We start from the raw sequence: 24,300 nt of genomic DNA on the forward strand, positions 1-24,300 counted from the left end.
AATAACTTACTTTAACAAAACTTTGTGCTTTTATTACCATTTATCAAGCTCTTCGATAACATTATATGCCGTCATATCAAATCTTATCGGAACCACAGACACATAACCATTGGCTAATGCCCACTCATCGGTATCTTCTCCAACATCTTCATTGATAAACTTTCCTGTCATCCAATAATAGGTTCTTCCTTGCGGACTTATTCTCCTATCAAATTTTTCCTGCCAACGAGCCTGAGCCTGACGACAAATCCGAATTCCTTTGATTTCATCTCTTTTCAATTTTGGAATATTAACATTCAATACCACTCCTTTCGGAAGTCCGTTTTTCAGTACATTCAATGTAATTTTTTTTACAAAATCACGAGCTTCTTCAAAGTCGGCTTCCCAACTATAATCCAATAATGAAAAACCAATTGCCGGAATTCCCTCAATACCAGCCTCTACCGCAGCACTCATAGTTCCAGAATAAATCACATTTATTGATGAATTGGAGCCGTGATTAATTCCACTTACACATAAATCGGGAGTACGTTTCAGTACTTCGTGACGGGCTATTTTCACGCAATCCACTGGAGTCCCACTACAAGTGTATTCTCTTTGTATTCCGTTATCTATATGTATTGGTTCACAATGTAATGTAGAATTAAGAGTAACAGCGTGTCCCATACCACTTTGGGGCGAATCAGGAGCTACTACAACCACCTCCCCTATTTCATTCATTACACGTATCAAACAACGAATGCCTGGAGCTGTAATTCCATCATCATTCGTAACTAAAATTAAAGGTCTTTTCTGCATTTTTTAATATTGATAAAAAGATAATTTTATTCGTCCCAGACTTCTTCTACTTCCCAATTTGCCCTAAGTTCCACCAAATTAGGATAGTATAGTATCCTCTCAGGCTGGATTCGTTTCAAAAAATTACCTGTATCCCAAATTTTATTTTTATTTTTATCTTCTATAATTCGAATTTTGTATTTACCTGGATTTATATTCTCAAAAACATATTCTTTTTGAGCAGATTCAAAGTAAAGTTCACTTTCTGTTTTATCTCCTTTTTCATTAGTAAGTTGCAAAATAACAGGAAATTGCAACTCTTTTTTGATTGTAAGTTTTAGTATAGAATAATCTTCCAATTTTTTAGTTTTCAGATTTACTCGCAAAGTATCATTAGTATTGCCAAAAAAATCGGTCATTGCTTCAGGAAGAGCTTCAATTCGGTACGACGTGTTGTATTTTTTATCGAACAAAAGAGAATATTCTAATTTATCCTTATCCAACTTGGTTTTGAAAGGAAGTTGCAACGAATCCTTATCAAAAACTTTGATTTTGGTAGTATCGACTTTCAATATTGGAATGTTAGACTTCCACGCAAAATTTTTCCCCATAGGAAGTTCTCCCGAAAAACTATTAGAAATCAATAAACTATCAGGTTTCATATTCTTCAACCGAACTTTGAAAGTATCTATCTTCTGACTTTTTTGTACGACAAAAAGCAATGAATCAGATTGTTTCGGAGAAAACCAAAAATTTAAAGTATCTTTCTTTGGTTCTTTCGAAATTATGTATTTAAAATCCCCTTTTACAGGTGAAATTGGTTTAATTTGTACACTATCAGTACTTCCTTCAAAACCAAAACTGATTCTGTTTTCAGATACCTGTGCAGGACGAGCAGGTTTATAATTCAGAATTTCCTTGAACAATGTAAGCTCATATGATGGCAACGTATCGTTATCCTCTACCGAAATAGGTTCATTCCAAAAGGCTATTTTATCTTCTTTCTGGTCAAAACGATAATTGCTGTTTTTGTCTTTCAGAGCCACCAGAATATATTTACCTTTTCGAAGATAATTCAACTCAAACGTTTCAAGGCTATCAAGCGTATTGGTAACATAAGTTGGTTTATCCTTGTACACTAATGAATCTTTATAATTCTCGTTATATTCATAAAGCATTATCGTAACAAAGTTATCTGGTTTGGGCTTGTATGCATCTCTTATTTTACCTTTAATTTTCAGCGAATCAACAAAATTTCCAGTAGAAAAAACATATTTAAAATCAGAATACGGATTTCCCTCATTATAATCTTGAATGCTGCTTCCAAAATTAAGAACATATGTTGTATTAGGCTTTAGTGTATCCAAAATACTTATATCCAATTTCTTAGAAGCCGACATTGGTGATATAATCGGAAAATTTTCCATAGGAGGAGAAATGATAAGCTGTTTACGTAAGTCCTTAATTACCAAAAACTCATCAAAGATTAGTCGTATTTTATTGCGATTAAATTGTGTTATTCCTGATTTTGGGTCGGCAAAGAGCAAAACTGGTGGCTTTTCATCTTTAGGACCTCCAGTTGGCGAACCTCTTCTTGCACATTGCCAAAACACTGATATTAAGATTATTAAAAATAAAAAATAGCTATATTTCTTTGAATTTTTCTTCATTTTATACAAACTTTTTTCGAGGTAGAAACCACAAAAGTACTATTTTTTGCAGATTATGAAAAACTTACTTCTTAAAAAACTTCCATTTTGAAACTTTCAAACACTTCCTTACTTTTGCAAAAGAATTTTAAAACTCAAAACTGCATTGATTTTGTCTTGGATATTAAATAAAGTTCCGCGTCCTTGGCTTATAAAAATAAGTTATTGTGTGCGTCCTTTCATAAGTTTGTACTTTCGTGGAAGCAAATATGAAGACCCCATTGATGGCAAAAAATTTCGTAAATTTTTGCCCTACGGGTATGCCGTTCAGCGTCCTAACGTACTTTCACCTTCCACACTTTCTTTGGAAAGACATCGATTGCTATGGCTTTATCTCACTCGCGAAACAAACTTCTTCCAACGGGAAATGAAAGTGTTACACGTAGCCCCCGAACAGGCGTTTTATAAGCGTTTCAAAAAACAATCTCTCTGGAAATACATAACCACCGATTTGTATTCACCTTTGGCAGATGTAAAAGCTGATTTGTGTAACTTACCCTTTGCTGATAATACCTTCGATTTGATTTTATGTAATCACGTTTTGGAGCATATCCCAGACGACCAAAAAGCTATGAGCGAACTATTTAGGGTTATGAAATCTGGCGGAACAGGAATTTTTCAAATTCCACAAGACTACAATCGTGAGGTTACTTTTGAAGACGACAGCATTACCGATCCTGATGAGCGTACAAAAATCTTCGGGCAATACGACCACGTTCGCATCTACGGAATGGATTACTTTGATAAACTCCGAAAAATTGGTTTTCAAGTTGATGAAGTGCATTACGCCAAGCAATTTTCCGATGAAGAAATAGAAAAATATCGCATTGTTAAGGAAGAAATCATACCCGTTTGCAAAAAACCTTGACAGAATATGAATTCTTTGCTACCTTTTTACTTCATTTTTCTTTAAATCTCTATACAAGCCCATTTGCCAATTATTTTGATTGATAAATTTTAGCAGTTTTTCAAATCGGGAAACCATTTTTTCTCCTGAATTTCGCATTACGTAACTCGGAAAATTGAATTCTTTCTGATGCAAATCGGTAAATTCCCAAGGATGAAAATACAATGTGACATAACCTCTGTATTTCATCGTTCTTTTTAGTAAAAAATGAAAAAAACATTGCGGAAAGTTGTGAAAAGAAAGCCAAAAAAGCGGAATACGAAGAAGCGGACTCACAGCTGCAGGAATTTGTAATAAATCTTCTTCAACGAATATTTGCTTGGGAACGTGTATTTTGTTATATCTGCCTGGAAGTAAGGTCGGATTTACGGACGAGTTGTACTCATAACCTGCCTTTTTCACCTCTTTTGAACAAACCTCCGCCATTCTCGGCATTCGTAGTCCCTTTACTGAAGTGCCAAACATCTGTTCAAGAGCATCTTTTGATTGTTTCAAATGTGTGTTCTCAAACTGAGAATGATAAAAGGTGTGAGAAGCCAATTCGTGTCCTTCTGCCAAAAGTCTCTCTATCAAATCAGGAACTTCTCTGGCAAAAACCACCGTCGAGAAAAACGTAGCTTTGGCATCGTAACCTTTAAGCAAATCCAAAATCGCTGTTAAACCCTCACGGGAGATATGTATTTGTCTATCAAAATCAATATCATAGCCATATTCCTTAGGCATATCAAATTCTTCTATGTCAAATGAAAGGTAAATCATCGGTACTGAAATATTTTCCTACAAGTAGTTTTACTTTTTATTAAGAATGCAAATATACATTTTATGTACGTTATTAAAAGTTAAAAGTAACTTGTTTATCTTCTCGTTTTTGCCAATAATCTTTATACATTGTCAATGACTCTTTTACAATAATGTGCAATGAATTATTTGTATCTTTTAATTCTTCCAGATGAAAGAAATCAATTTCAATTCTACCTTCATCAATCCAATCCAGCGATAGCATACAATCATTCAAAGAATTAAAATTTAACCAAAAATAAGACGGAAACTGAAACATTTCTTGCATTTTCATCAAAAAAGCTCTTTCAGTTTTAACGTTTCGCAAATCAATGGCTATTTTCAGATGATCTTTTCTGTAATCTGTGAAATTCATTGCATTGTTTTTTTAGTAATTTTTCCCTTTTATTTTAATATGCAAGAAAAGAATATTCTCACTTTTCTAAAGTTTCTTTTCAAAAATGATATAACTTGGTCTGGATTTAGTTTGTTTGAATATCTTCCCAACATAAATTCCGATGATTCCCAGTATAATGAGTTGCAATCCACCGAAGAAAACAATAGTCATTATCAATGATGCCCAACCAGAAATCTCTGTTCCATTAACAAACGACCAAATTACGTATGGAATGTACAAAAGTGAAAACAATGAAAAGGTAAATCCCAAGTAAACGGCAAAATACAAAGGTTTTACACTAAAAGCTGTTACACCTACCAACGCCAAGTGGAGCATTTTTTTGATTGTGTATTTAGTTTCACCCGAAAACCTATTCTGAGCCACATATGGGACGTACATTTGACGAAAGCCAATCCAAGGAACAATCCCCCGAAGAAAAGGTTCGCCCTCATTCATTGAACGAATAACCTCTACCACCGATTTATCCAACAGACGAAAGTCAGCCGAACCTTCTCTTATCTTTACGTCGGAAACTAAATTCAGCATTTTGTAGAAATATTTGGAGGTTTTCTCCTTTTTCTTTGATATATCTGAAGGATATGTGCGAATTGTTGCCACAACTTGGTTACCTTCCTCCCATTTTTCGACAAGTTCGGGAATAAGTTCTGGCGGATGTTGCAAATCGGCGTCCATAGAAATAACAATATCGCCAAAAGCGTGATCAAGTCCTGCCTTTACAGCCAATTGATGTCCAAAATTCCTCGAAAAGGAGATATATTTCACATTTTCATCTGTCTCGTTTAACTTTTTTAGATGGTGAAGTGTATTATCTGAACTTCCATCATTCACAAAAATGATTGTACAGGTGTATTTTTCAGAAAGTTTTTCCTTGAAGACCTTTAAAATGGCTTCATATAGGACAAATACGTTCTCGTTTTCATTATAACAAGGTACAACTATATCAATTTTCTTCTTTTGCATAGCTTGATATTTTACTGATTTCTTCAGATAATTTTCGCCAAAGTTAATCTTTTAGTTTGAAAAAATGAATACTTACAATATTTTTGATATAAATAATCAATGTCAATTACATACAAATCTATTTTTATTCTGTACAAACTTAATTTTATTACATACTTACTTTATATCATTACGTACGAATGTAATTTCATTACGTACGAATGTAATTTCATTACCTACGAACTTAATTTTCTTATCTACAGACTTAATTTTGTTATGTACGGACTTGATTTCACTTTGTACGAACTTGATTTCGCTATGTACGGACTTAATATTCTTTAAAAATATGATTTTTGAATTAAAAAAAGAGTTATTTTTTATAAAAATATAAGTTATTTAGATATATTCATTCTATTTTTAGAACATTCTACTACTATTTTACCTCTATTTATTGATAATATCTTCTATTTTATCCCAAATATAGCTCCAAACTGCGTCTTTGTATTTTAGTACTTCATCTTTTCTTTTCTGAAGTTCAAAAAGTATTTTTGTTTTATTTTCAATCATATTTTGTTTTTCCTCCTTGCTGTATTTTTCATCAGGAAGTTTTATATTATTATAAAGAAGTACGCACAAAGCATTGACAACTATATACTTTTTCTCAATGGGGAAGCTCTTATTATCGAAGGATTTGAGTAATAATTCCAGATTATCCATCTCTGCGAGTATCAAGTCCTCGTCCTGTTCCATAAAATAATAGTTTGGGTTTTCACTCCATATTGTAAAGAGTTCTTGGTCTATCTTTGGAATTGAATGGCTTACAGAAATTGTTTTAGTGGAACCACATTTGCTACAAGGTGTTTCCTTCCAGAGTTTTTTATCATCAAAAAGTTCAAAAGCGGCTTCAATTTTTGTTATCGGAAAGCTGTCCTTGTTTCCACACTGGCAAGTTTTGGTTACATTGTATGTTGTTTTCTCATTTGTTTCCTCCATAATGATTTTTGGGTCTATATTTTTGTTTCTTTTTCAATATGTTTTTCTTCATTGTAATTCAAAAAACACATCTCATAAATCATTGTAATCCAAATGATAGTAGGCGAAATAGCACGTAAGGAATATTTTATGATGTATCCCTCTTTCAAAGGCTTAAATAAGTCCGTTGGCGAGAGCGAAGCCAATATTGCCAAGACCAGAAGCATAATTTTCAGCTTTTTGTTCTTATTGGGACTGACTATAAACCAAATCCCGACGCCAACATAGGCTATAACATAGGTGCTATTCTCCGTTCCTGTACTAAACAGACATAAAAATAAACTCACTGAAGCCAAAAACATCAATTGGAAACTTATATTCTTGTATTGTTTAATCCGAAGATACGGAAGTGAAAACAAAACTAATCCCATTATGATAACAACCAGATTATTATTGTAAATTCCTGTGCGTTGCAAGAAGCCTAATAAGGAAAGATTTTGCAGATTATAGGTTACTGCGTTCAAATTAGAATTATTTTTCATAGCCAAACGCTCAAACCACTGCTGATATTGCTCAATGACGTATTCTACAGAGGAATAAATCATTGGAAAGCAGAAAAGTACAATCAACCACACGATTCCTGTCCACACAAAACGGATCCTATTCTTAGAAAAGAAGAAAAACGCCAGTCCTACAATACCATAGAGCTTCGTTAAAATACCAATAACGATAAAAAGTGTCGCCCACTGGTCTTTCCCCTTATAAATAAAGACATAAGCACCAACGAGTAAGGCTATAATGCTGATATTGAACTGTTGCATTGCGGCAGCTGTGTACAAATCGTGGGCAGCGATGCATAAAACCACGATGATTGCCTTCTTTGAAAGCGGTAGTTGCCTAATTACCCAATACAGGAAGAATGCATTTGCCATAATCCACAACGAAACGCCTAACCAGTTGGGCAAAACCGCAAACGGAGCAATCACCGCACTGAAAAATATGCCATAATGATTCACATCGAAGTATTCCGCAGGATATTCCACATAAAGGGGCAACTCTTTTATGGTATGCCAAAACACTCCTTTGAATATCAAATAATTGTTGTACTCTCCCCGAACAAAAACATTTTGAATAATGGTCGCTAATGGCAAGGCAAACCACAGAATAGTGATAAAACGATACTCTTTGAATAACTTTTTAAGCATTTTTATGAATGATTTTGGCAAAAGTAAGAAAATAAGAACAATGACCAAGCTCCAAAAATCAAAAGCTTTTTAACTTTCAAGTTATTTTTCTACTTTTGCAAAAAATCAATTCATTAGGAATATCAAAATCGTTATTTTTATAAAATGAAATATCTATTTTATTCGCTTTTCATTGTGTTGTTTGCCTTATCTGATGCTGTTTTCTCGCAAAAAAAGCCTATTTTCAAAGTAGTTTTAGATGCAGGACACGGCGGAAAAGACCCAGGAAAAGTAGCCCCAAACAAATTGTATGAAAAAGATGTCGTTCTAAATATTGTTTTGGAAACAGGAAAGATATTGGAGCAACACGCAGATATTAAAGTTGTTTACACCCGAAAAACGGATGTTTTTGTCGATTTATATGAACGTGGAGCCATTGCCAATAAAGCAAAGGCGGATATTTTTGTTTCTGTACACTGCAATGCTGCCGACAAAAAAACAGCACAAGGTGCAGAGACTTTTGTACTGGGGCTTCACGCCAACGAACAAAACTTTGAGGTAGCCAAAGTTGAAAATGAAGTAATTTATTTGGAGGACAATTACGAGAAAAAGTATGCTGATTACAACATCAATTCTCCTGAGTCTTTCATCGGATTATCAATTATGCAGGAAGAGTTTTTAGAGCAGAGCATTCAACTTGCTAAGTATGTTCAAAATAATTTTACCAACGAAATGAAACGCTTTAACCGAGGCGTAAAACAAGCTGGTTTTATCGTTCTGCATCAGACGTATATGCCGAGCATACTGATTGAAACAGCTTTTCTGTCAAATACTGAAGAACAAACCTTTTTAGCCTCAAAAAAGGGGCAAAATGAGTTTGCAAAAAACATTGCCGATGCCATTCTATCCTACAAAAAATGGGTACAAGCAAGGAGTTCTCATATAGGTCCTGATGTTTCTGTTTCAAAAGTAAAATCATCTCCCAAAGCAAAAACTTCAACGAAAGTGAGTGTAAAAAGTAATAATACAGCTAAAAAATCAACTATTACCTATAAAGTACAAATTTCGTCAAGTCCAAAGAAATTAGAAATAAAACCTTTCAACTTTAAAGGTTTATCTCCTATATCATCAGAAAAAATCGGGAAAATATATTGTTATTTTTACGGAAGTGCAAAGAAACATACCGAAGCCCTATCTCTACTTTCCAAAGCGAAAAAAAAAGGTTATAAAGATGCTTACATCGTTGCTTATTCCAACGGAAAGAAAATTACTATTGAACAAGCAAAGAAGCAAGAACGATAAATTTAACCATTTCTTTGTAAATATTGCTTTTTTATGTGTATTTTTGCCCTTTGAATCAAAAATAAATTAAATGAAATTAACGAAAGAAATTAAAACAGCATTCATTGTTATAGCTGGAATTGCTTGTTTTTTTATAGGATTTAACTTCCTGAAGTCTAAATCAGTATTCAAAAGAACTAACACGTATTATGCTGTTTTTGACCACTCTGGAGGACTAAAATCTGGTACTCAAGTAACCGTTAATGGTGTGCAAATAGGAGTTGTTGAATCTGTGAAAATAGAAGAAAAAACTACAAAAATCAAAATCACACTTTCTTGTTCAAGAGATTTCACTTTTTCAAAAAATAGCAAGGTTGAACTTTACAATAGCCTTCTAGGAGGTGCTGGATTGCAAATCGTTCCTGCGTTTGATAACGCTCCTGAAGCACAATCGGGAGATACGTTACAATCATCAATACAAATGGATATGTTACAGGCTTTAAGTACAAAGTTTGAGCCTACTCAATTGAAATTAAATAACTTACTATCTCAATCAGATACCACACTAAATTCTATAAACACACTATTAGACGATAAAACTATCGCAGATTTGAAAAAATCTATCGCAGACCTAAGTACAACGATGAATAGCTTAAGCAAAGCTTCTGTAAATCTGAATAATATGTTGGCAGAAAATCAAGAGAATTTAAAAGTAACCTTACAAAATGCCAATAAAATGACAGCTAATTTAGCCAAAGTTTCTGATGAATTAGCTCAAGCAGAATTCAACAAGATTGTTACAGACGCACAAAAAATGCTAACAAACTTAAATAATGTTTTGGTCAATATTGAATCTGGTAATGGAAGTATTGGTAAACTAATGAAAGATGAAAGCTTATACAAAAATGTTAAAAATGCTTCCAAACAACTGGAACTTCTTCTGGAAGATTTACGCCTGAATCCAAAACGATATATGCATTTTTCAGTTTTCGGTAAAAAACATCAGCCTTATCAAGAAAACGAAAAATAAATTTTCAGAAAAGCAGTCAGTTGTAATTAACAAACGAACTGCTTTTTATTTTCTGTTTATAAAATCCAATTAATTGTATTATAACAAACAATTATTGATACGTTTCTGATTATGAATCTACTACCCAACATAGTATTTTGCTTATTACTGATTATCTCCATTGGATTTTTTACAATGAATGTTCGTAAATTAATCCGTAACATTCGTTTGGGGAGAAGTGAAGACACCTCTGACAATCGAGCAAAACGCTGGAAAAATATGTTTCGAATTGCATTAGGGCAAGGAAAAATGACCGTTCGCCCAATTGCTGGAATTTTGCATATTCTTGTATATCTTGGCTTTATAATCATCAATATTGAGGTAATCGAAATCATTTTAGATGGAATTTTTGGAACGCATCGTTTGTTTGCTTTTTTGGGAGGTTTTTACGACATCTTGATTGGCTCTTTTGAGATTTTAGCTTTTTTGGTAATCACTTCGGTAACAATCTTTTGGATACGACGTAATGTTTTAAAAATCAGTAGATTTCAAAAAAAAGAGTTAAAAGATTGGGCAAAAAGAGATGGAAATATTATTTTGTACATTGAAGTTATTTTAATGTTTCTTTTCTTAACAATGAATGCCGCTGATTTTCGTCTGCAGCAATTAGGCGTTGAGCCATACATACAAGCAGGAAGCTTTCCTGTGAGTAAATGGATTAGCCAATTAATGTACAATTTTCCAGCTTCAACATTGATTATTATCGAACGCATTTGTTGGTGGTTACACATCGTAGGGATATTGTTCTTCCTGAATTATTTATATTATTCAAAGCATTTGCATATCGTTTTAGCATTTCCAAATACATTTTTCGCTTCCACTCGTCCGCAAGGAGCTCTGAAAGTGAATCAAGCTGTTTTGAAAGAAGTAAAATTGATGTTAGACCCTAATGTTGACCCTTTTGCGACAACCGAAGAAAATTCCAATCCTCCTGAAAAGTTCGGAGCTTCTGATGTTTTCGACCTCACTTGGGTACAATTGCTCAATGCATATACTTGCACTGAGTGCGGACGGTGTACTGATGAATGTCCCGCTAACCTAACTGGAAAAAAGCTTTCACCACGAAATATTATGATGAAAACACGTGACCGTTTGGAGGAAGTGAGCAAAAATATTGATACCAATAAAGGAACTTTCAAGGAAGATAACAAACAATTATTAAACGATTACATTACTCCTGAAGAGCTTTGGGCGTGTACCTCTTGTAATGCTTGTGTAGAGGCTTGTCCTGTAAGTATCAACCCTTTATCAATCATTATGGATATGCGTCAATATTTAGTAATGGAACAATCAGCAGCTCCAAAAGAACTCAATAATATGATGTCCAACATTGAAAATAATGGAGCTCCGTGGGCATATAGTCGTTCTGACAGAATGAATTGGGCTCAAGAATAGAATATCTCTTATTTTTTATAGATCTTTTGCTATGTTTTTTTTCAAAAAATTTTAAAAGATTTATTTCGTGTCAAATTGAAAAAACTTACTGAAGATTTTAATTTTCTACTCAATTATGAATCAAAAACTTAATATTCTTACAATGGCGGAAATGGCTGCACAAGGTAAATCTCCTGAAATTCTTTTTTGGGTGGGAAGTGCAGGAAGTTATGATGACCGAGCCAAACGGATTGTGAAGGCTTTTGCACACTTACTAAACCAAGCCAAAGTTAGTTTTGCTGTACTTGGAACGGAAGAAAGCGATACGGGCGACCCTGCAAAACGTGCTGGGAATGAGTTTCTTTTCCAAATGCAAGCAATGATGAATATTCAAGTGTTAGAGGCTTATAATGTTAAAGAAATAGTTACCACTTGTCCGCATATTTTCAATACTTTAAAAAACGAATATCCTGCTTTAGGTGGAAATTACAAAGTATGGCATCACACACAATATCTGAAAAAATTAATTTTAGAAGGAAAACTTTCTGTTAATCAGGATAAACTGAACGGAAAGCGAATTACTTTTCACGATCCTTGTTATTTGGGTCGTGGAAACAACATATACGATGCTCCTCGTGAGATTTTACAAAAACTTGGAGCAAACTTAACCGAAATGAAAAAGAGCAAAAAACGTTCATTATGCTGTGGTGCTGGTGGAACGCAAATGTTCAAAGAACCTGAAAAAGGAAATAAAGACATCAATATTTTACGTACAGAACAAGCTCTTGAAACACAGCCTAATATAATAGCAACTGCCTGTCCGTTTTGTAATACAATGCTTACAGATGGAATAAAATTCAAAGAAAAAGAAAGCTCCATAGAAGTATTAGACATTGCAGAATTACTTTATGAAGCTACAATATAAATAAAAAGCTGGAACTTGTTAGTTTCCAGCTTTTTTTAAAAATCTTAAATTTCCGAAATAATATTTTAATCTTCAAAATCTATCGTACGAACAAATAGCCTTGTTTTGTATTTGATTTCCCTGTAACATCTTGATATTTGAGCACATAGAAATACGTTCCTGTAGGAAGACGTTTGACTTTTCGGAAAACTCCTTTCACGTTGGCATATCCTCGGAAAACTTCACCATTTTTTTGGTAGTTTTTCGATTCATATACTTTCTGACCTAATTCGTTAAAAATCTCAATTTGAAGATTTTTGTAATTCTTAATAGGCTCAAATTTTAAATAATTCTCCGAACCAGATTCGGTAGAAACACCATTGTAAACAATCATCTCTTTCGTTGGTTCTATTTCTGTAGGTGGTTGTACTCCACCCGTAGGAGGTGTACGTTTTGAAGATTTTTTAATGGTAACTTTCTGTTCGTGAACAACTTTATTTCCACATTCATCGGAAGCTTCCCATTTGTAAATGATTACTTTGTTCCCGTTTTCTTCCTTGTTTTCTTGACTCTTGGTCACTTGAATATTTTCAGAACAATTATCCATAGCCGTTAAATCAACTTGTGTTGGAATATTGTTTTCTTCCACAGAAATATCGATAGGTAAAGACTCATTAAATGTAGGAGCTTTATCATCTGTTACAGAAATAATTTGTTCAAAACTAACGGATTGGTCGCAACCTGTTGCTGTATAAAAACGTTTGATAGTATACGTATTAGCACAACTTCCGTTTATTTTTGTATCAGTATGAGTGATATTTACAGAAGGACAGCCATCAGTTGCAAACTGCGAATAATCAGCACTCAGAACAGCATTGCAAGTAGCTGAAATACTTGCAGGTGGTGTTGTAATGAATTTCAAATCGATAGGAGGAGGTGGCGTTGCATCAGGGTCTATGGTTATGGTTTGTTCGTAGTATTCTTCATTTCCGTACGAATCGGTAGCCAACCAACTATAAATAACCACTTCTTTTCCTTGACCATTGGTTCTGTTATCTGTGGAAGATTTTACTTCAATTTTATTCCCACAATCGGTTGCTGTCAATTCTGCTCTTTGTGGTACTTCACTCCTACTTTTAACCACCATATCTTGCGGATAAGTTGATAGTTTAGGTTTTTCAATATCTCGAACGACTATATATTGCGTGTGAGAAATGGTTTTGGCTACCTCATCTACGGCAATCCAAACTCTTTTAATTTGAAACCCCTTTTGGTCACCAAACAATTGTTTGTTTTCCGTGAGATACACTTTTGGAGATTTTCCGCCAATAACCTGCAACTGAGGAGCTTCATTTTCTGTATAAGCATTATGACAATAAGTTACAAAATCTTTCGGAAGTGTTCCAACAAATTGTAAAGGCTGTACAGATTCTGGCAAAGGTTTTACTTCAATATATTGAACAAAACTTGTTTGATTGTTACAATTATCTGTGGCTGTCCAAATTCGGGTTGTGATGTTTCCGTTTTTTTCTTCTTTATTGACAATTGTTACAGGGTTCGAACCACAAGTAGAAGTGGCTGTTACATTCGCTTTCAGAGGAATTTCAGATTCTTGATTTACAACAACATATTTTTCAGGAAGATTATTTAAAGTAATTACCGATTTTTCAATCTCAAAACCTCCCTCACCTGTTGTTATATCATTATCCGTCAAAGCAAAAGCGATATGGTCAAGAACTTCAACCTTGATAAGTCCTAAGCCTGAATGAAATATAGGTCTTCCGTTTTGGTCTGTATAATAAACTTTTCTTCCTATGGCAACATTAGGCATTACGATTTCGCAACTTCCATCATTTTCTGTTTCTGGCAATAAGATATGCTTAAAGGTTTTCCCAAAATCATCAGAAAGTAATATACGTACTTTGGTATTTTGAAAAAGAGTTTGGTCTACGTCCCAAGTAAGGGTTACCTTTTCACCCATTTTGTATTTTTTCCCTTCAAACTTAGCAATTTTGAAAGGTTTTCCTTCTACAAATTTCACTTTAGCTTCGTGCATATCATATCGAGTAGCGTGATTACTTCTTTCGTTAAGGGTGTTTTTAGTATCATTTACCCCTAACCAAAAAGTATATTCTTTTCCTATTTTTAAATCATATTGTTTCCTAAGAAAGCCGTTTTCTGTCACCCAATGCGTATAGTATGCTTTTGTGTTTACAGATGAAGATTTTTCGGTTACAAATTCAGCAACAGAAGATGTTTCGTCATTTTTTATATCTGCTTGATGAATGGCGTACAGAAGAGGGTCATTATCAGGGTCAGTAGCATTAATGGTGAATTGAAAAAACGTTTCCTTTGGAAGTCTATATTCTGATTCAAGTTTTGAAACATCTATTATAGGAGCTTGATTTTTAGTGTCTATCCCGAAAACAGGATTTTCTCCTTTGAGCCATTCTTTTTTGAGTATGGTTCTGGCTCGGTCTTGATAATAAGCTCCATCTCCCAAAATTCTTCTTCGAATGAAATAAATACTTGGCAAAGAAAAGAAATCACGAGGAGAGCCATAACTCATTATAGAAGTCCCGTTCTCTGGTTCAGTTTTGATGGTTGAATCTCCTCCTGTTGTAAAGGTATGTAACGAACCAAACATATGCCCAAGTTCGTGACCGATAGTCGCATAACTTTTTATAGCCACAGCCGCTGCTTTTTTTGACGCGTCAAAAGCACCTCCGAGTACTGCTAATCCGTTGTTTTTACTTCTGGATTTGGCAATAACAATACCCACATCGTAATTGTCTGCACCTATAAGCTGATTTATTTTAAGAGTCGAATTATCAATAATATAGCGAGAGGTTTTATTATCAAAAGTCTGTTTATCACTTGTGTTAAAAATGAGTTTTTCGTCATTTACAATTTCAAACTTTATTCCTATATCTCGCATATAAATTTCATTGAGTGTAACTTCTAACGAACTCCAATATTTTTTAACCGCCTCTATACTTCCTTCTCTTCTGTAATAGTACCAATCCACCAATACTGCCAATCGATATACACGTAAAATTTCATCGGAATGTATGTGATATGTATTTTTTTCGGTTGCTGGTCGAGAAAAAAGTGTTTGTTGCGGGGTTTTTGGGTGGTGTACGTGGCAATTTCCGTCTGAACATAGTCCACATTTTTCGCCCTTTTCTTCGCTGAAAAGGATAATATAGCCATCATCAGAGGTTTTGATATCCCATTGAGTTTGCTTCCATTCAAAATTACCTAATATTTTTTGATCTTTTGAAATCGAAAGTGTAGCAACAAACTCGTCATTGTTGTAGCCCACAAAAGTACGGATACTTTCCTTTTCAGTGAATGAAGTGTTGCGTTCTTCCCACTGCAATAAAATTTTCTCATTTTTAGATATAGGCACTGCCCATTCTATCTTATTTCCTGCTGAAAATAAGCGAATTACATCAATGGATTTTATTGAAGTTTTAATCGTTTCTTGTGCAAAAGCCACTTGCCCAAAACTGATAAAACTAAAAATGAGATAGATATAGTATTTCATCAAACAATATTTTTTAGAATGAGATTTTTCAATTTTCTTTGAAAACTAAAACTCCCTTTGTAAAAGTTTTACAAAGGGAATTTTAACAATTATCTTACAAACAAATAGCCTTGTTTTGTGTTTGATTTTCCTGTAATATCTTGATATTTGAGTACATAGAAATATGTTCCAGTAGGAAGACGTTTGCCTTTTCGGAAAACTCCTTTCACGTTGGCATATCCTCGGAAAACTTCTCCATTTTTTTGGTAGTTTTTCGACTCATATACTTTCTGACCTAATTCGTTAAAAATCTCAATTTGAAGATTTTTGTAATTTTCGATAGGTTCAAACTTCAAGTAATTCTCCGAACCTGACTCGGTAGAAACCCCATTGTAAACAATCATTTCTTTAGTCGGCTCTGTCCCTGCAGGTGGTTGTACTCCACCCGTAGGAGGTGTAGGTTTTGAAGATTTTTTAATGGTAACTTTCTGTTCGTGAACAACTTTATTTCCACATTCATCGGAAGCTTCCCATTTGTAAATGATTACTCTATTTCCGTTTTCTTCCTTGTTTTCTTGGCTTTTAACAACTTCAACCTTTTCAGAGCAATTATCCGTAGCCGTTAAATCAACTTGTGTTGGAATATTGTTTTCTTCCACAGAAATATCAGTTGGTAAAGTGCCTGAAAATGTAGGTTTTACATCATCTTTTATCGTAATGATTTGAGTATGCGTGATAGTTTTTCCGCAGTCGTTAGTGGCTGTCCAAGAGCGTGTTAACACGTAATCATTTTTGCATTTCTCGTTCGATTTTGTTTCTCCATTATAAACCACTTTCGGATTACAGCTACCTGACACTTTCAATGTAGGAACTGATGGAATTTCCTTTTCGCAAGTAACTGTCATATTTTTAGGCAATTCGCCCACAAAATTGATTTCTGACGGAATAACAGTAATTTTCTGTGTGTGAGTAACTTTATTTCCACAATCATCAGAGGCTTCCCATTTGTAAATGATTACCTTGTTCCCGTTTTCTTCCTTGTTTTCTTGACTCTTGGTCACCTGAATATTTTCGGAACAATTATCCGTAGCCGTTAAATCAACTTGTGTTGGGACTTTACTTTCTTCCACCGAAACATTGGTTGGTAAAGGTTCTTTGAATACAGGTGATTTATCATCTCTTACAGAGATAGTTTGTGTAAAAATAAGACTTTGGTTACAACCCGTTGCCGTGTAAACCCGCTCTATCGTATAATTGCAGTTACCTCCTATTTTCGTATCTTGATGTGTAATATTTACCGAAACACAGCCATCAGTTGCAAATTGTGAGTTATCTGCATTCGGAATAGCCTCACAAGAAACTGAGATTGAAGCCTCAGGAGTTTTTGTAAATGTAAGTATTTCAGGTAAAGAAGGGTCACGAGTAATTGTAAAACCTCCTACTTTAGGGTCGAAAGTGGTAAGCGCATAGGCAATTCCATCAATTTCTTCTATTTTTATGATTCCTGCGTTTACATTCCATTTTTGTTCTCCAAAAGCAATCGTTTTAACCGAAATATTTGGTAGTTTTATGGTATGATTTCCATCATTTTCCGTAGAAGCATCCAAAGTGTATTTAAACGTTTTACCAAAATCGTCCGAAAGCAAAATTCGAACTTTACTAGTTTTTTTATCAAAAATTTTACTATCTACACTCCAATTAAGCTGTACATCTTCCCCTCCTTTATAATTGTTTTTCATTGAAGAAGTAATTTTAAAAGGTATTCCTTCCTCAATAATCACTTGGGTTTGAGCCATATCATACTGGCTGATATAATCGCTGGTTTGCTGAGGTTGAGCATCACTCACACCCAACCAAAAGGTAAACGTACCTACAGCATTAGGTTTGGTGTTAGCCATTTCATTACGAGTTCTTTCACTATATTCTGTTTGAAATACAACAGGATTATTAGTAGTAGCTTTTCGTGTTAAAAAACTGGCAATTGAGCGTTCAGTACCTCTGCGAATATCCGTTTGATGAGCGGCATATAACAAAGGCTTATTTTCAGGGTCTTGAGCAGGAATATAAAACTGAAAAAAAGTCTCTTTCGGAATTTTATAACTTGTTTTTATTTTCGTTTTGTTAATGGTAGGAGGTTGATTTTGAATATATTTTCCGTAAGGAAAATTAGTCACTGACGGATGATTACCTACTTTTTGAGTTCGATTAGTGTCCGAAAAATAAGGTACGTTTACCAACTTTTCTCGAATCATTTGTATGCTTCGTAGCGAAAAAAAGTCACGAGGATATCCATACGACATTATGGATTGTCCTGTCGACATTTCCGTTTTATCACTGGCAGGGTCAATTTGAGGTCTGGAAGGAGAAGTAATGGAGAAAGTATGTCTTGCCCCAAACAAATGCCCTATTTCGTGCATAATAACGGGACGAGAGACCAAAGCCACCGCCGCAGCCTTTTCGGTTTTGTAGGCGTTTTCTAAATACGCAAGTCCCGCTACTTCTGTAACTTTGGCTATGTATATTCCTAAATCATAGTTTTTTTCGCCTATTTTTGAATTTATTATTTTTGTGGCATTGTTAATGATATAATCTGCATTTCTGCCAGAAATTTCATCTCTTTGGGTCGAAATTAGTTTTTCTTCCTTTACAACTTCAAATCGGATGCCTAAATCACGCGTATACACCTCATTGAGTTCCATTTCTTTGGTTGCCCAAAATTTTTTAACTTCTTCCACCTTGCTACTGAAACCAATGATACTTGTATCAGAAAAATATTCATAACTAATTGCCATCGCTAATCGATAGACTCTAAGCACGTTAGTATTTGGAATAGAAGGTGTTGGAGTGTCAAAGTCTGACAGAAGTATAGGACGTTTGATGGAAGGCTTATCAGAATGACAATGTCCGTTAGCACACGTACCGCATTTGTGATTGGAACTTTCAGTGTACAAGATTAGAAAGCCTTCTTCCGACGTTTTTAGAACGATATCTTTTTCTTTCCAACGAATATTTCCCGAAATGGTGCTATTCAAAATAGAAATAACCGCTACTAAATTTTTATCGTGATACCCTACAAACGAACGAATGCCTTCACTTTGAGTAAATGAAGTATGTCGTTCTTCCCACTGTAATAAAATTTTCTCATTTTTAGATATAGGCACTGCCCATTCCACCTTATTTCCTGCTGAAAATAAACGAATTACATCAATAGCTTTCGTTGAAGTTTTAATGATTTCCTGTGCAAAAGCCACTTGCCCAAAACTGATAAAGCTAAAAATGAGATAGATATAATATTTCATCAAACAATATTTTTTAGAATGAGATTTTTTCAATTTTCTTTAAAAAAAGTAAAACTCCCTTTGTAAAACTTTCTCAAAGGGAATTTTAACAATTATCTTACAAACAGATAGCCTTGTTTTGTATTTGATTTTCCCGTAATGTCTTGATATTTCAGTATATAGAAATACGTTCCTGTAGGAAGACGTTTGCCTTTTCGGAAAACTCCTTTCACGTTGGCATATCCTCGGAAAGCTTCGCCATTTTTTTGGTAGTTTTTCGACTCATATACTTTCTGACCTAATTCGTTAAAAATCTCAATTTGAAGATTTTTATAATTTTCAATAGGCTCAAATTTCAGGTAATTCTCCGAACCAGATTCGGTAGAAACACCATTGTAAACAATCATTTCTTTTGTTGGCTCTGTCCCTGCAGGTGGTTGTACTCCACCCGTAGGAGGTGTAGGCTGTGAAGATTTTTTAATGGTAACTTTCTGTTCGTGAGTAGCTTTATTTCCACATTCATCAGATGCCTCCCATTTGTAAATGATTACTTTATTTCCGTTTTCTTGCCTTTCTTCTTGACTCTTGGTCACTTGAATATTTTCAGAACAATTATCCGTAGCGGTTAAATCAATTTGTGTTGGAATATTGTTTTCTTCCACAGAAATGTCGATAGGTAAAGATTCATTAAATGTAGGAGCTTTATCATCTCTTACAGAAATAGCTTGTGTGAAAATAAGACTTTGGCTACAACCTGTTGCAGTGTAAACTCTTTCTATTGTGTAATTGCAGTTGTCTCCTTTTCGGGTATCTTGATGTGTTATGCTTACCGAGTTACAACCGCTGGTTTCAAACTGCGAATAATCCGCATTTGGAATAGCATCACAAGAAACCGAAAGAAAAGCCTCAGGAGTTTTTGTAAATACTAAACCTGTTGGTGGTGGAGGTGGCGTGGTAGCCTTTTCAATTTCAATATGTTGAACAAAACTTGACGTATTACGACAGTTATCCGTAGCTATCCAAGTTCTGGTAATAAATTTTTCATTTTTTACTTCATCTAGTGTTATTTGTGTGTTACCATTAGTTGTACAATTAGATATGGCTTCTACTTCTGCCTCAGGAATATCTTTTTCATCAGATACTTTAAGATATTTTGTAGGCGTTTTAGTAAAAGTTATCGCCGAGGCTTCTATCTCAAAACCGCCTTTTCCGTTAGTAACATCATTGTCTGTTAAAGCAAAAGCAATATGGTCAAGTACTTCAATTTTAATAAGCCCTAAACCAGAGTAAAATATAGGTCTTCCGTTTTGATCTGCGTGATAAACGGCTCTTCCTATAGTAATATTAGGCATTACAATATCGCTATTTCCATCATTTTCTGTTTCAGGAACTAAGATGTGATTGAATGTTTGTCCAAAATCATCGGAGAGTAAAATACGCACTTTATAATTTTTTAGTAAATCGTCGACTTGCCAAGTAAGGTTTACTTTTTCACCTGTTTTGTACTTTTTGCTATGAAAATTCGTTATTTTAAAAGGCTTTCCTTCTACAAATTTGACTTTCGTTTCGTACATATCATAACGTGTAGGGTGGCTACTTCTTTCATCAGGAGTATTTTTAGTGTCATTCACTCCTAACCAAAAAGTATATACTTTTCCAGAATTAAAGTTATATTGTTTTTTAACAAAATTTCCTATTTGCCAATGATTGTAAAATGCTTTTATATTTTTATTGGTAGATTTTTCAGATTCAAATTCAGCATTCGATAGATTTATATCTGCTTGATGAAACGCATACAAAAGTGGGTCATTATCAGGGTCGGTTGCATCAACTGTAAACTGGAAAAAAGTCTCTTTCGGAAGTATATATTCTTCTTTAAGTTTTGAAGTGTTAATGATAGGAGCTTGATTAGTCGTTTGTATTTCAGTAACTTTATGTTGAATTTCCAATATTTTTTTACGAATGTAATAGATGCTTGGCAACGAAAAAAAGTCAACAGGATGTCCGTAACTCATAATAGACTGACCTTTACCTGGTTCGGTTAGATACGACGAACTCCCACCTGTTGAAAAAGTATGTACTGAACCAAACAAATGTCCAAGTTCGTGAGTAATGATATGCATATCGTTATTAGCCATTGCTCGAGCTTTTGATCTGGATGACCTGATGGAACCTGCGGTGGCTAACCCACCTATACTAGTATCACTATTTCTTGCAATTACAATTCCGGCATCGTAACTTTCATTACCAATAAGTTCATCTATTTTAGCAGAAGCCCCATCTATAATAGCAGCTGAACGTTTTCCATCAAAAATAGCCTCTTTACCATCACTAATAATCAATTCATCTCTATCAACTATTTGAAATTTAATACCAATTTCTCTTGTATAGTGTTCATTGAGTTTGGTTTCTAACCTACTCCAAAAACTTTTTACAGCATCCTTGCTTCCATAATATCTGTTATAATAATGTTTGTCTACCAACACAGCTAAACGAAATACACGTAGCACATTGTCTGTAGAGATTTTACGAATAATTTTTTCTGGTCTGGCAGTTAGATGGTTTCGATGGGATTTTTCATCGCTATGCGTACCACAATGTCCGTTACGGCAACCTCCGCATTCCCCTTCGGAATGTTCCTTATAAATGGAAAGATATCCATCATTGGTGGTTGCTATTTTCCATTGATGTTCTTTCCAAGTGAAATCTCCTGATACATTATCTCCACCTTTTGAAATGGACAAAGTTGCCACAAACAAGTCGCCTTCATATCCTACAAATGTGCGGATACCTTCCTTCTCGGCGAACGAAGTTTTACGTTCATACCATTGCAAATTGACTTTTTCGGAAGATGAAACAGGAATAGCCCACTGCAATGAACTGGCAGAAAAAAGGCTTACTATATCATTGACCTTTAATTGTGTGTTGATGTTTTCCTGTGCAGAAACGCCTTGCAGAAAAAACATAAATAATAAAATAATGATTTTGTATCTCATAATTAGTAAGTTAGTATTTATGTGCAAATTATTACAATTTTAGATTCTGTTGTTTAATAAGTACAAAGTTTCCTTTTTCTTAGTGAGTTAGTCGAAAACATAGAGAAACTTCGGGTGCAAAGATACATTATTTGAGTTAATTGATAAGTATTTTTATAATATTTTAGAAAACAAACATCATTTAATTATAATAAAAAATCTTATTTTAGTTAAAATTATACTTTTAAAAATTAACAAACTTTGAATAGAAAATGGACATATTTAGATATTGAAAAAGAAATATGAATTCTCAACTTAAGAATTAATTTATCTAATTTATCTTCGGAAGTTCCAACGAACGTTTGATGGCAAATAACCTAAAAGCAATTATGAAAGCAATCGCAATAAACGAGGAAATATAATCATCAAAAAGATTAATTTCTCTCAATCCCAAATAAACCAAACTACCTGTAACACAAGGAGTAGCATAAATCTCCTTATGGAAAATTATCGGAATTTCATTACATAGTATATCTCGGATAACTCCCCCAAAACAAGCACTCATCGCTGCTATCGAAATCACGATAATTGGATGTAAATCGTACGAAAAAGAAAGAGCTATCTCAGTTCCTATAATCGAGAAAAACGCTATCCCAATAGTATCAAAAAGCAAAAGAGATTTGCGTAAATAATGCATTTTTTTTCGAAAAATAATGGCAAAAAAAGTCCCTCCGAAAATCATTCCTACATAAATCGGTGCTTGCATCCAAAAAACAGGCGTTCTCCCCATCATTACATCACGAAGCGTTCCTCCTCCAAGCCCTGTAACAAAAGCGATGATGAACACTCCGAACAAATCCAATTTTTTTTCACGTGCCGCCAATGCTCCTGAAATAGCAAATACAAAAACTCCCGCTAAATCAACAATATAGAATAAATCCATCTTTTACTAAAATTGAAACGCAAAAATAAACTTAAATATCAAAATGAAAAAAACTAAGCCCAATTATTTTCGTTTTTGTATTTTCAGAATATTTGTAAACTAGAAAGAGATGAATAATCTCAAAATTTTGTTTACAAAAATAACAAAACTTTAACATCGGTCATTTGTCCTAATAATGTTATGGTTAGGTATTTTGTTTTGATTTACCCTACTCTTCAATTTGTTTTTTGGAAAAATTTCTTCGTATCTTCGCCAAGAAAAAAAGAAATGTACTATGGGAATTTTTGAGAAACGCGAAAGCTATAAACCTTTTGAATATCCGGAAGTTATGGATTTTGTAGATGCAATGCACAGGTCATTTTGGGTGCATTCAGAAGTTGAATTTACAGCAGATATTCAGGACTTTAAGTCTAACCTTTCCATCATTGAAAAAGAAGCTGTCAAACGTGCTTTACTTGGTATTGCTCAAGTGGAAGTTTCTGTAAAAACTTTCTGGGGCGACCTTTACGACCTTTTTCCAAAACCTGAATTCAACGGTTTGGGTGCCACATTTGCCGAGTGTGAATTTCGTCATAGTGAGGCATATTCGCGTCTTTTAGAAGTACTTGGCTACAACAACGAATTCGAAAATTTGCTTGAAGTACCTATTTTCAAGGAAAGAAATAATGTTTTGAAAGAGTATTTAGCAAAAAACAAAGAAAATGCTATGGAGCGTATCTTGTTTTTTACATTAATTATTGAAAATGCCTCTCTTTTTAGCCAATTTGCAACTATTTTATCCTTTACACGTTTCAAAGGATATATGAAAAATGTCGCAAATATCATCGCTTGGACCTCTGTTGATGAGCAACTACACGCTAATGCAGGTATATACATTTTGAGAAAAATATTCGAAGAAAATCCAGAAATGAAAGAAAGAGCTAAAGAAGAAGCAACTGATTTCATTCGAAATTATATCGCTCTGGAAGACAAAATGTTAGAATGGATTTTTGAAGAAGGAGAAATTGAATTTTTCACCAAAGAAGATTTAGCAAACTATATGCGTTATCGCCTTGATGATTCACTAACACAATTAGGTTTAGGCAAACCCTTTGGTATAACAAATGAACAGGCAAAACCTATGTTATGGTTTGAAGAAGAAGTATTTAGCAATGAATTAGACGACTTCTTTGCCAAAAGACCAACCGCTTATACAAAACACGATAAAAGCATCAGTGAACACGATTTATTCTAAACAAATAAATTAAAAAAATTATTTTTTTTT

At 34.1% G+C, this 24,300-nt stretch carries 18 protein-coding genes; 7 read left to right on the forward strand and 11 right to left on the reverse strand.

Translation table 11 applies throughout. The features are described from left to right. Positions 1-33: 33 nt before the first annotated feature. Positions 34-798 carry a 5'/3'-nucleotidase SurE gene (surE, locus tag CGC48_RS02380; RefSeq protein ID WP_098028327.1) on the reverse strand — a complete coding sequence of 255 codons (765 nt, stop codon included), beginning with the start codon at positions 796-798 and terminating at the stop codon, positions 34-36. 26 nt (positions 799-824) lie between these two features. Next, entirely contained in the window at positions 825-2,447 is a 1,623-nt protein-coding gene (locus CGC48_RS02385; RefSeq protein WP_098028328.1) for an Ig-like domain-containing protein, read from the reverse strand. A 145-nt stretch (positions 2,448-2,592) separates the two neighbouring features. Between CGC48_RS02385 and CGC48_RS02390 the strand changes: the two genes are divergently transcribed. After that, on the forward strand, positions 2,593-3,354 hold the full coding sequence (locus tag CGC48_RS02390) for a class I SAM-dependent methyltransferase (RefSeq protein ID WP_098028329.1): 762 nt from the start codon (positions 2,593-2,595) through the stop codon (positions 3,352-3,354). Between the two features lie 18 nt (positions 3,355-3,372). On the opposite strand, the gene CGC48_RS02395 is transcribed toward CGC48_RS02390, so the two are convergent. From CGC48_RS02395 to CGC48_RS02405, 3 genes are all read right to left on the reverse strand, one after another. Continuing rightward, positions 3,373-4,152 (reverse strand): polysaccharide deacetylase family protein, encoded by a 780-nt coding sequence (locus CGC48_RS02395; protein WP_098028330.1) that lies wholly within the window; start codon positions 4,150-4,152, stop codon positions 3,373-3,375. A 73-nt stretch (positions 4,153-4,225) separates the two neighbouring features. Beyond that, positions 4,226-4,546 carry a barstar family protein gene (locus tag CGC48_RS02400; RefSeq protein WP_098028331.1) on the reverse strand — a complete coding sequence of 107 codons (321 nt, stop codon included), beginning with the start codon at positions 4,544-4,546 and terminating at the stop codon, positions 4,226-4,228. Between the two features lie 66 nt (positions 4,547-4,612). Next, positions 4,613-5,548, reverse strand: a complete 936-nt coding sequence (locus CGC48_RS02405) for a glycosyltransferase family 2 protein (RefSeq protein WP_098028332.1) — start codon at positions 5,546-5,548, stop codon at positions 4,613-4,615. Positions 5,549-5,647: 99 nt separating this feature from the next. Here CGC48_RS02405 and CGC48_RS11705 point away from each other — a divergent pair, with 99 nt between their 5' ends. Then, entirely contained in the window at positions 5,648-5,869 is a 222-nt protein-coding gene (locus CGC48_RS11705) for a hypothetical protein (RefSeq protein ID WP_157909857.1), read from the forward strand. 102 nt (positions 5,870-5,971) lie between these two features. On the opposite strand, the gene CGC48_RS02410 is transcribed toward CGC48_RS11705, so the two are convergent. Both CGC48_RS02410 and CGC48_RS02415 read right to left on the reverse strand, forming a co-directional pair. Next, the gene (locus CGC48_RS02410) at positions 5,972-6,520 is read right to left on the reverse strand and encodes a hypothetical protein (RefSeq protein ID WP_098028333.1); all 549 of its coding nucleotides are present in this window, start codon (positions 6,518-6,520) and stop codon (positions 5,972-5,974) included. A 14-nt stretch (positions 6,521-6,534) separates the two neighbouring features. Continuing rightward, positions 6,535-7,704 carry a glycosyltransferase family 87 protein gene (locus CGC48_RS02415; protein WP_098028334.1) on the reverse strand — a complete coding sequence of 390 codons (1,170 nt, stop codon included), beginning with the start codon at positions 7,702-7,704 and terminating at the stop codon, positions 6,535-6,537. 144 nt (positions 7,705-7,848) lie between these two features. On the opposite strand from CGC48_RS02415, the gene CGC48_RS02420 reads away from it, so the two are divergent. The 4 genes from CGC48_RS02420 to CGC48_RS02435 all read left to right on the forward strand — a co-directional run bounded on the left by CGC48_RS02420 (position 7,849) and on the right by CGC48_RS02435 (position 12,332). Next, positions 7,849-8,985: an N-acetylmuramoyl-L-alanine amidase family protein gene (locus CGC48_RS02420; RefSeq protein WP_098028335.1), complete on the forward strand. Its 1,137-nt coding sequence runs from the start codon at positions 7,849-7,851 to the stop codon at positions 8,983-8,985. Between the two features lie 70 nt (positions 8,986-9,055). Beyond that, positions 9,056-9,994, forward strand: a complete 939-nt coding sequence (locus CGC48_RS02425; protein ID WP_098028336.1) for an MlaD family protein — start codon at positions 9,056-9,058, stop codon at positions 9,992-9,994. A gap of 111 nt (positions 9,995-10,105) precedes the next feature. After that, complete coding sequence (locus CGC48_RS02430) at positions 10,106-11,428, forward strand: (Fe-S)-binding protein (RefSeq protein WP_098028337.1); 1,323 nt, start codon at positions 10,106-10,108, stop codon at positions 11,426-11,428. Between the two features lie 115 nt (positions 11,429-11,543). Then, complete coding sequence (locus CGC48_RS02435; protein WP_098028338.1) at positions 11,544-12,332, forward strand: (Fe-S)-binding protein; 789 nt, start codon at positions 11,544-11,546, stop codon at positions 12,330-12,332. Positions 12,333-12,411: 79 nt separating this feature from the next. Here the strand turns inward: CGC48_RS02435 and CGC48_RS02440 are convergent, their stop codons facing one another. The 4 genes from CGC48_RS02440 to CGC48_RS02455 all read right to left on the reverse strand — a co-directional run bounded on the left by CGC48_RS02440 (position 12,412) and on the right by CGC48_RS02455 (position 23,036). Then, positions 12,412-15,861: a reprolysin-like metallopeptidase gene (locus tag CGC48_RS02440; RefSeq protein ID WP_098028339.1), complete on the reverse strand. Its 3,450-nt coding sequence runs from the start codon at positions 15,859-15,861 to the stop codon at positions 12,412-12,414. Between the two features lie 89 nt (positions 15,862-15,950). Then, positions 15,951-19,139, reverse strand: a complete 3,189-nt coding sequence (locus tag CGC48_RS02445; protein WP_098028340.1) for a reprolysin-like metallopeptidase — start codon at positions 19,137-19,139, stop codon at positions 15,951-15,953. Between the two features lie 92 nt (positions 19,140-19,231). Further along, the gene (locus tag CGC48_RS02450) at positions 19,232-22,114 is read right to left on the reverse strand and encodes a reprolysin-like metallopeptidase (protein ID WP_098028341.1); all 2,883 of its coding nucleotides are present in this window, start codon (positions 22,112-22,114) and stop codon (positions 19,232-19,234) included. Between the two features lie 310 nt (positions 22,115-22,424). After that, a complete protein-coding gene (locus CGC48_RS02455) occupies positions 22,425-23,036 on the reverse strand; it encodes a trimeric intracellular cation channel family protein (protein WP_098028342.1) in 612 nt (203 codons plus the stop codon). A gap of 274 nt (positions 23,037-23,310) precedes the next feature. Here CGC48_RS02455 and CGC48_RS02460 point away from each other — a divergent pair, with 274 nt between their 5' ends. Continuing rightward, positions 23,311-24,270: a ribonucleotide-diphosphate reductase subunit beta gene (locus CGC48_RS02460; RefSeq protein WP_098029735.1), complete on the forward strand. Its 960-nt coding sequence runs from the start codon at positions 23,311-23,313 to the stop codon at positions 24,268-24,270. Positions 24,271-24,300: the final 30 nt, after the last annotated feature.

The organism is Capnocytophaga cynodegmi (assembly GCF_002302475.1).
Classification (GTDB): domain Bacteria; phylum Bacteroidota; class Bacteroidia; order Flavobacteriales; family Flavobacteriaceae; genus Capnocytophaga; species Capnocytophaga cynodegmi.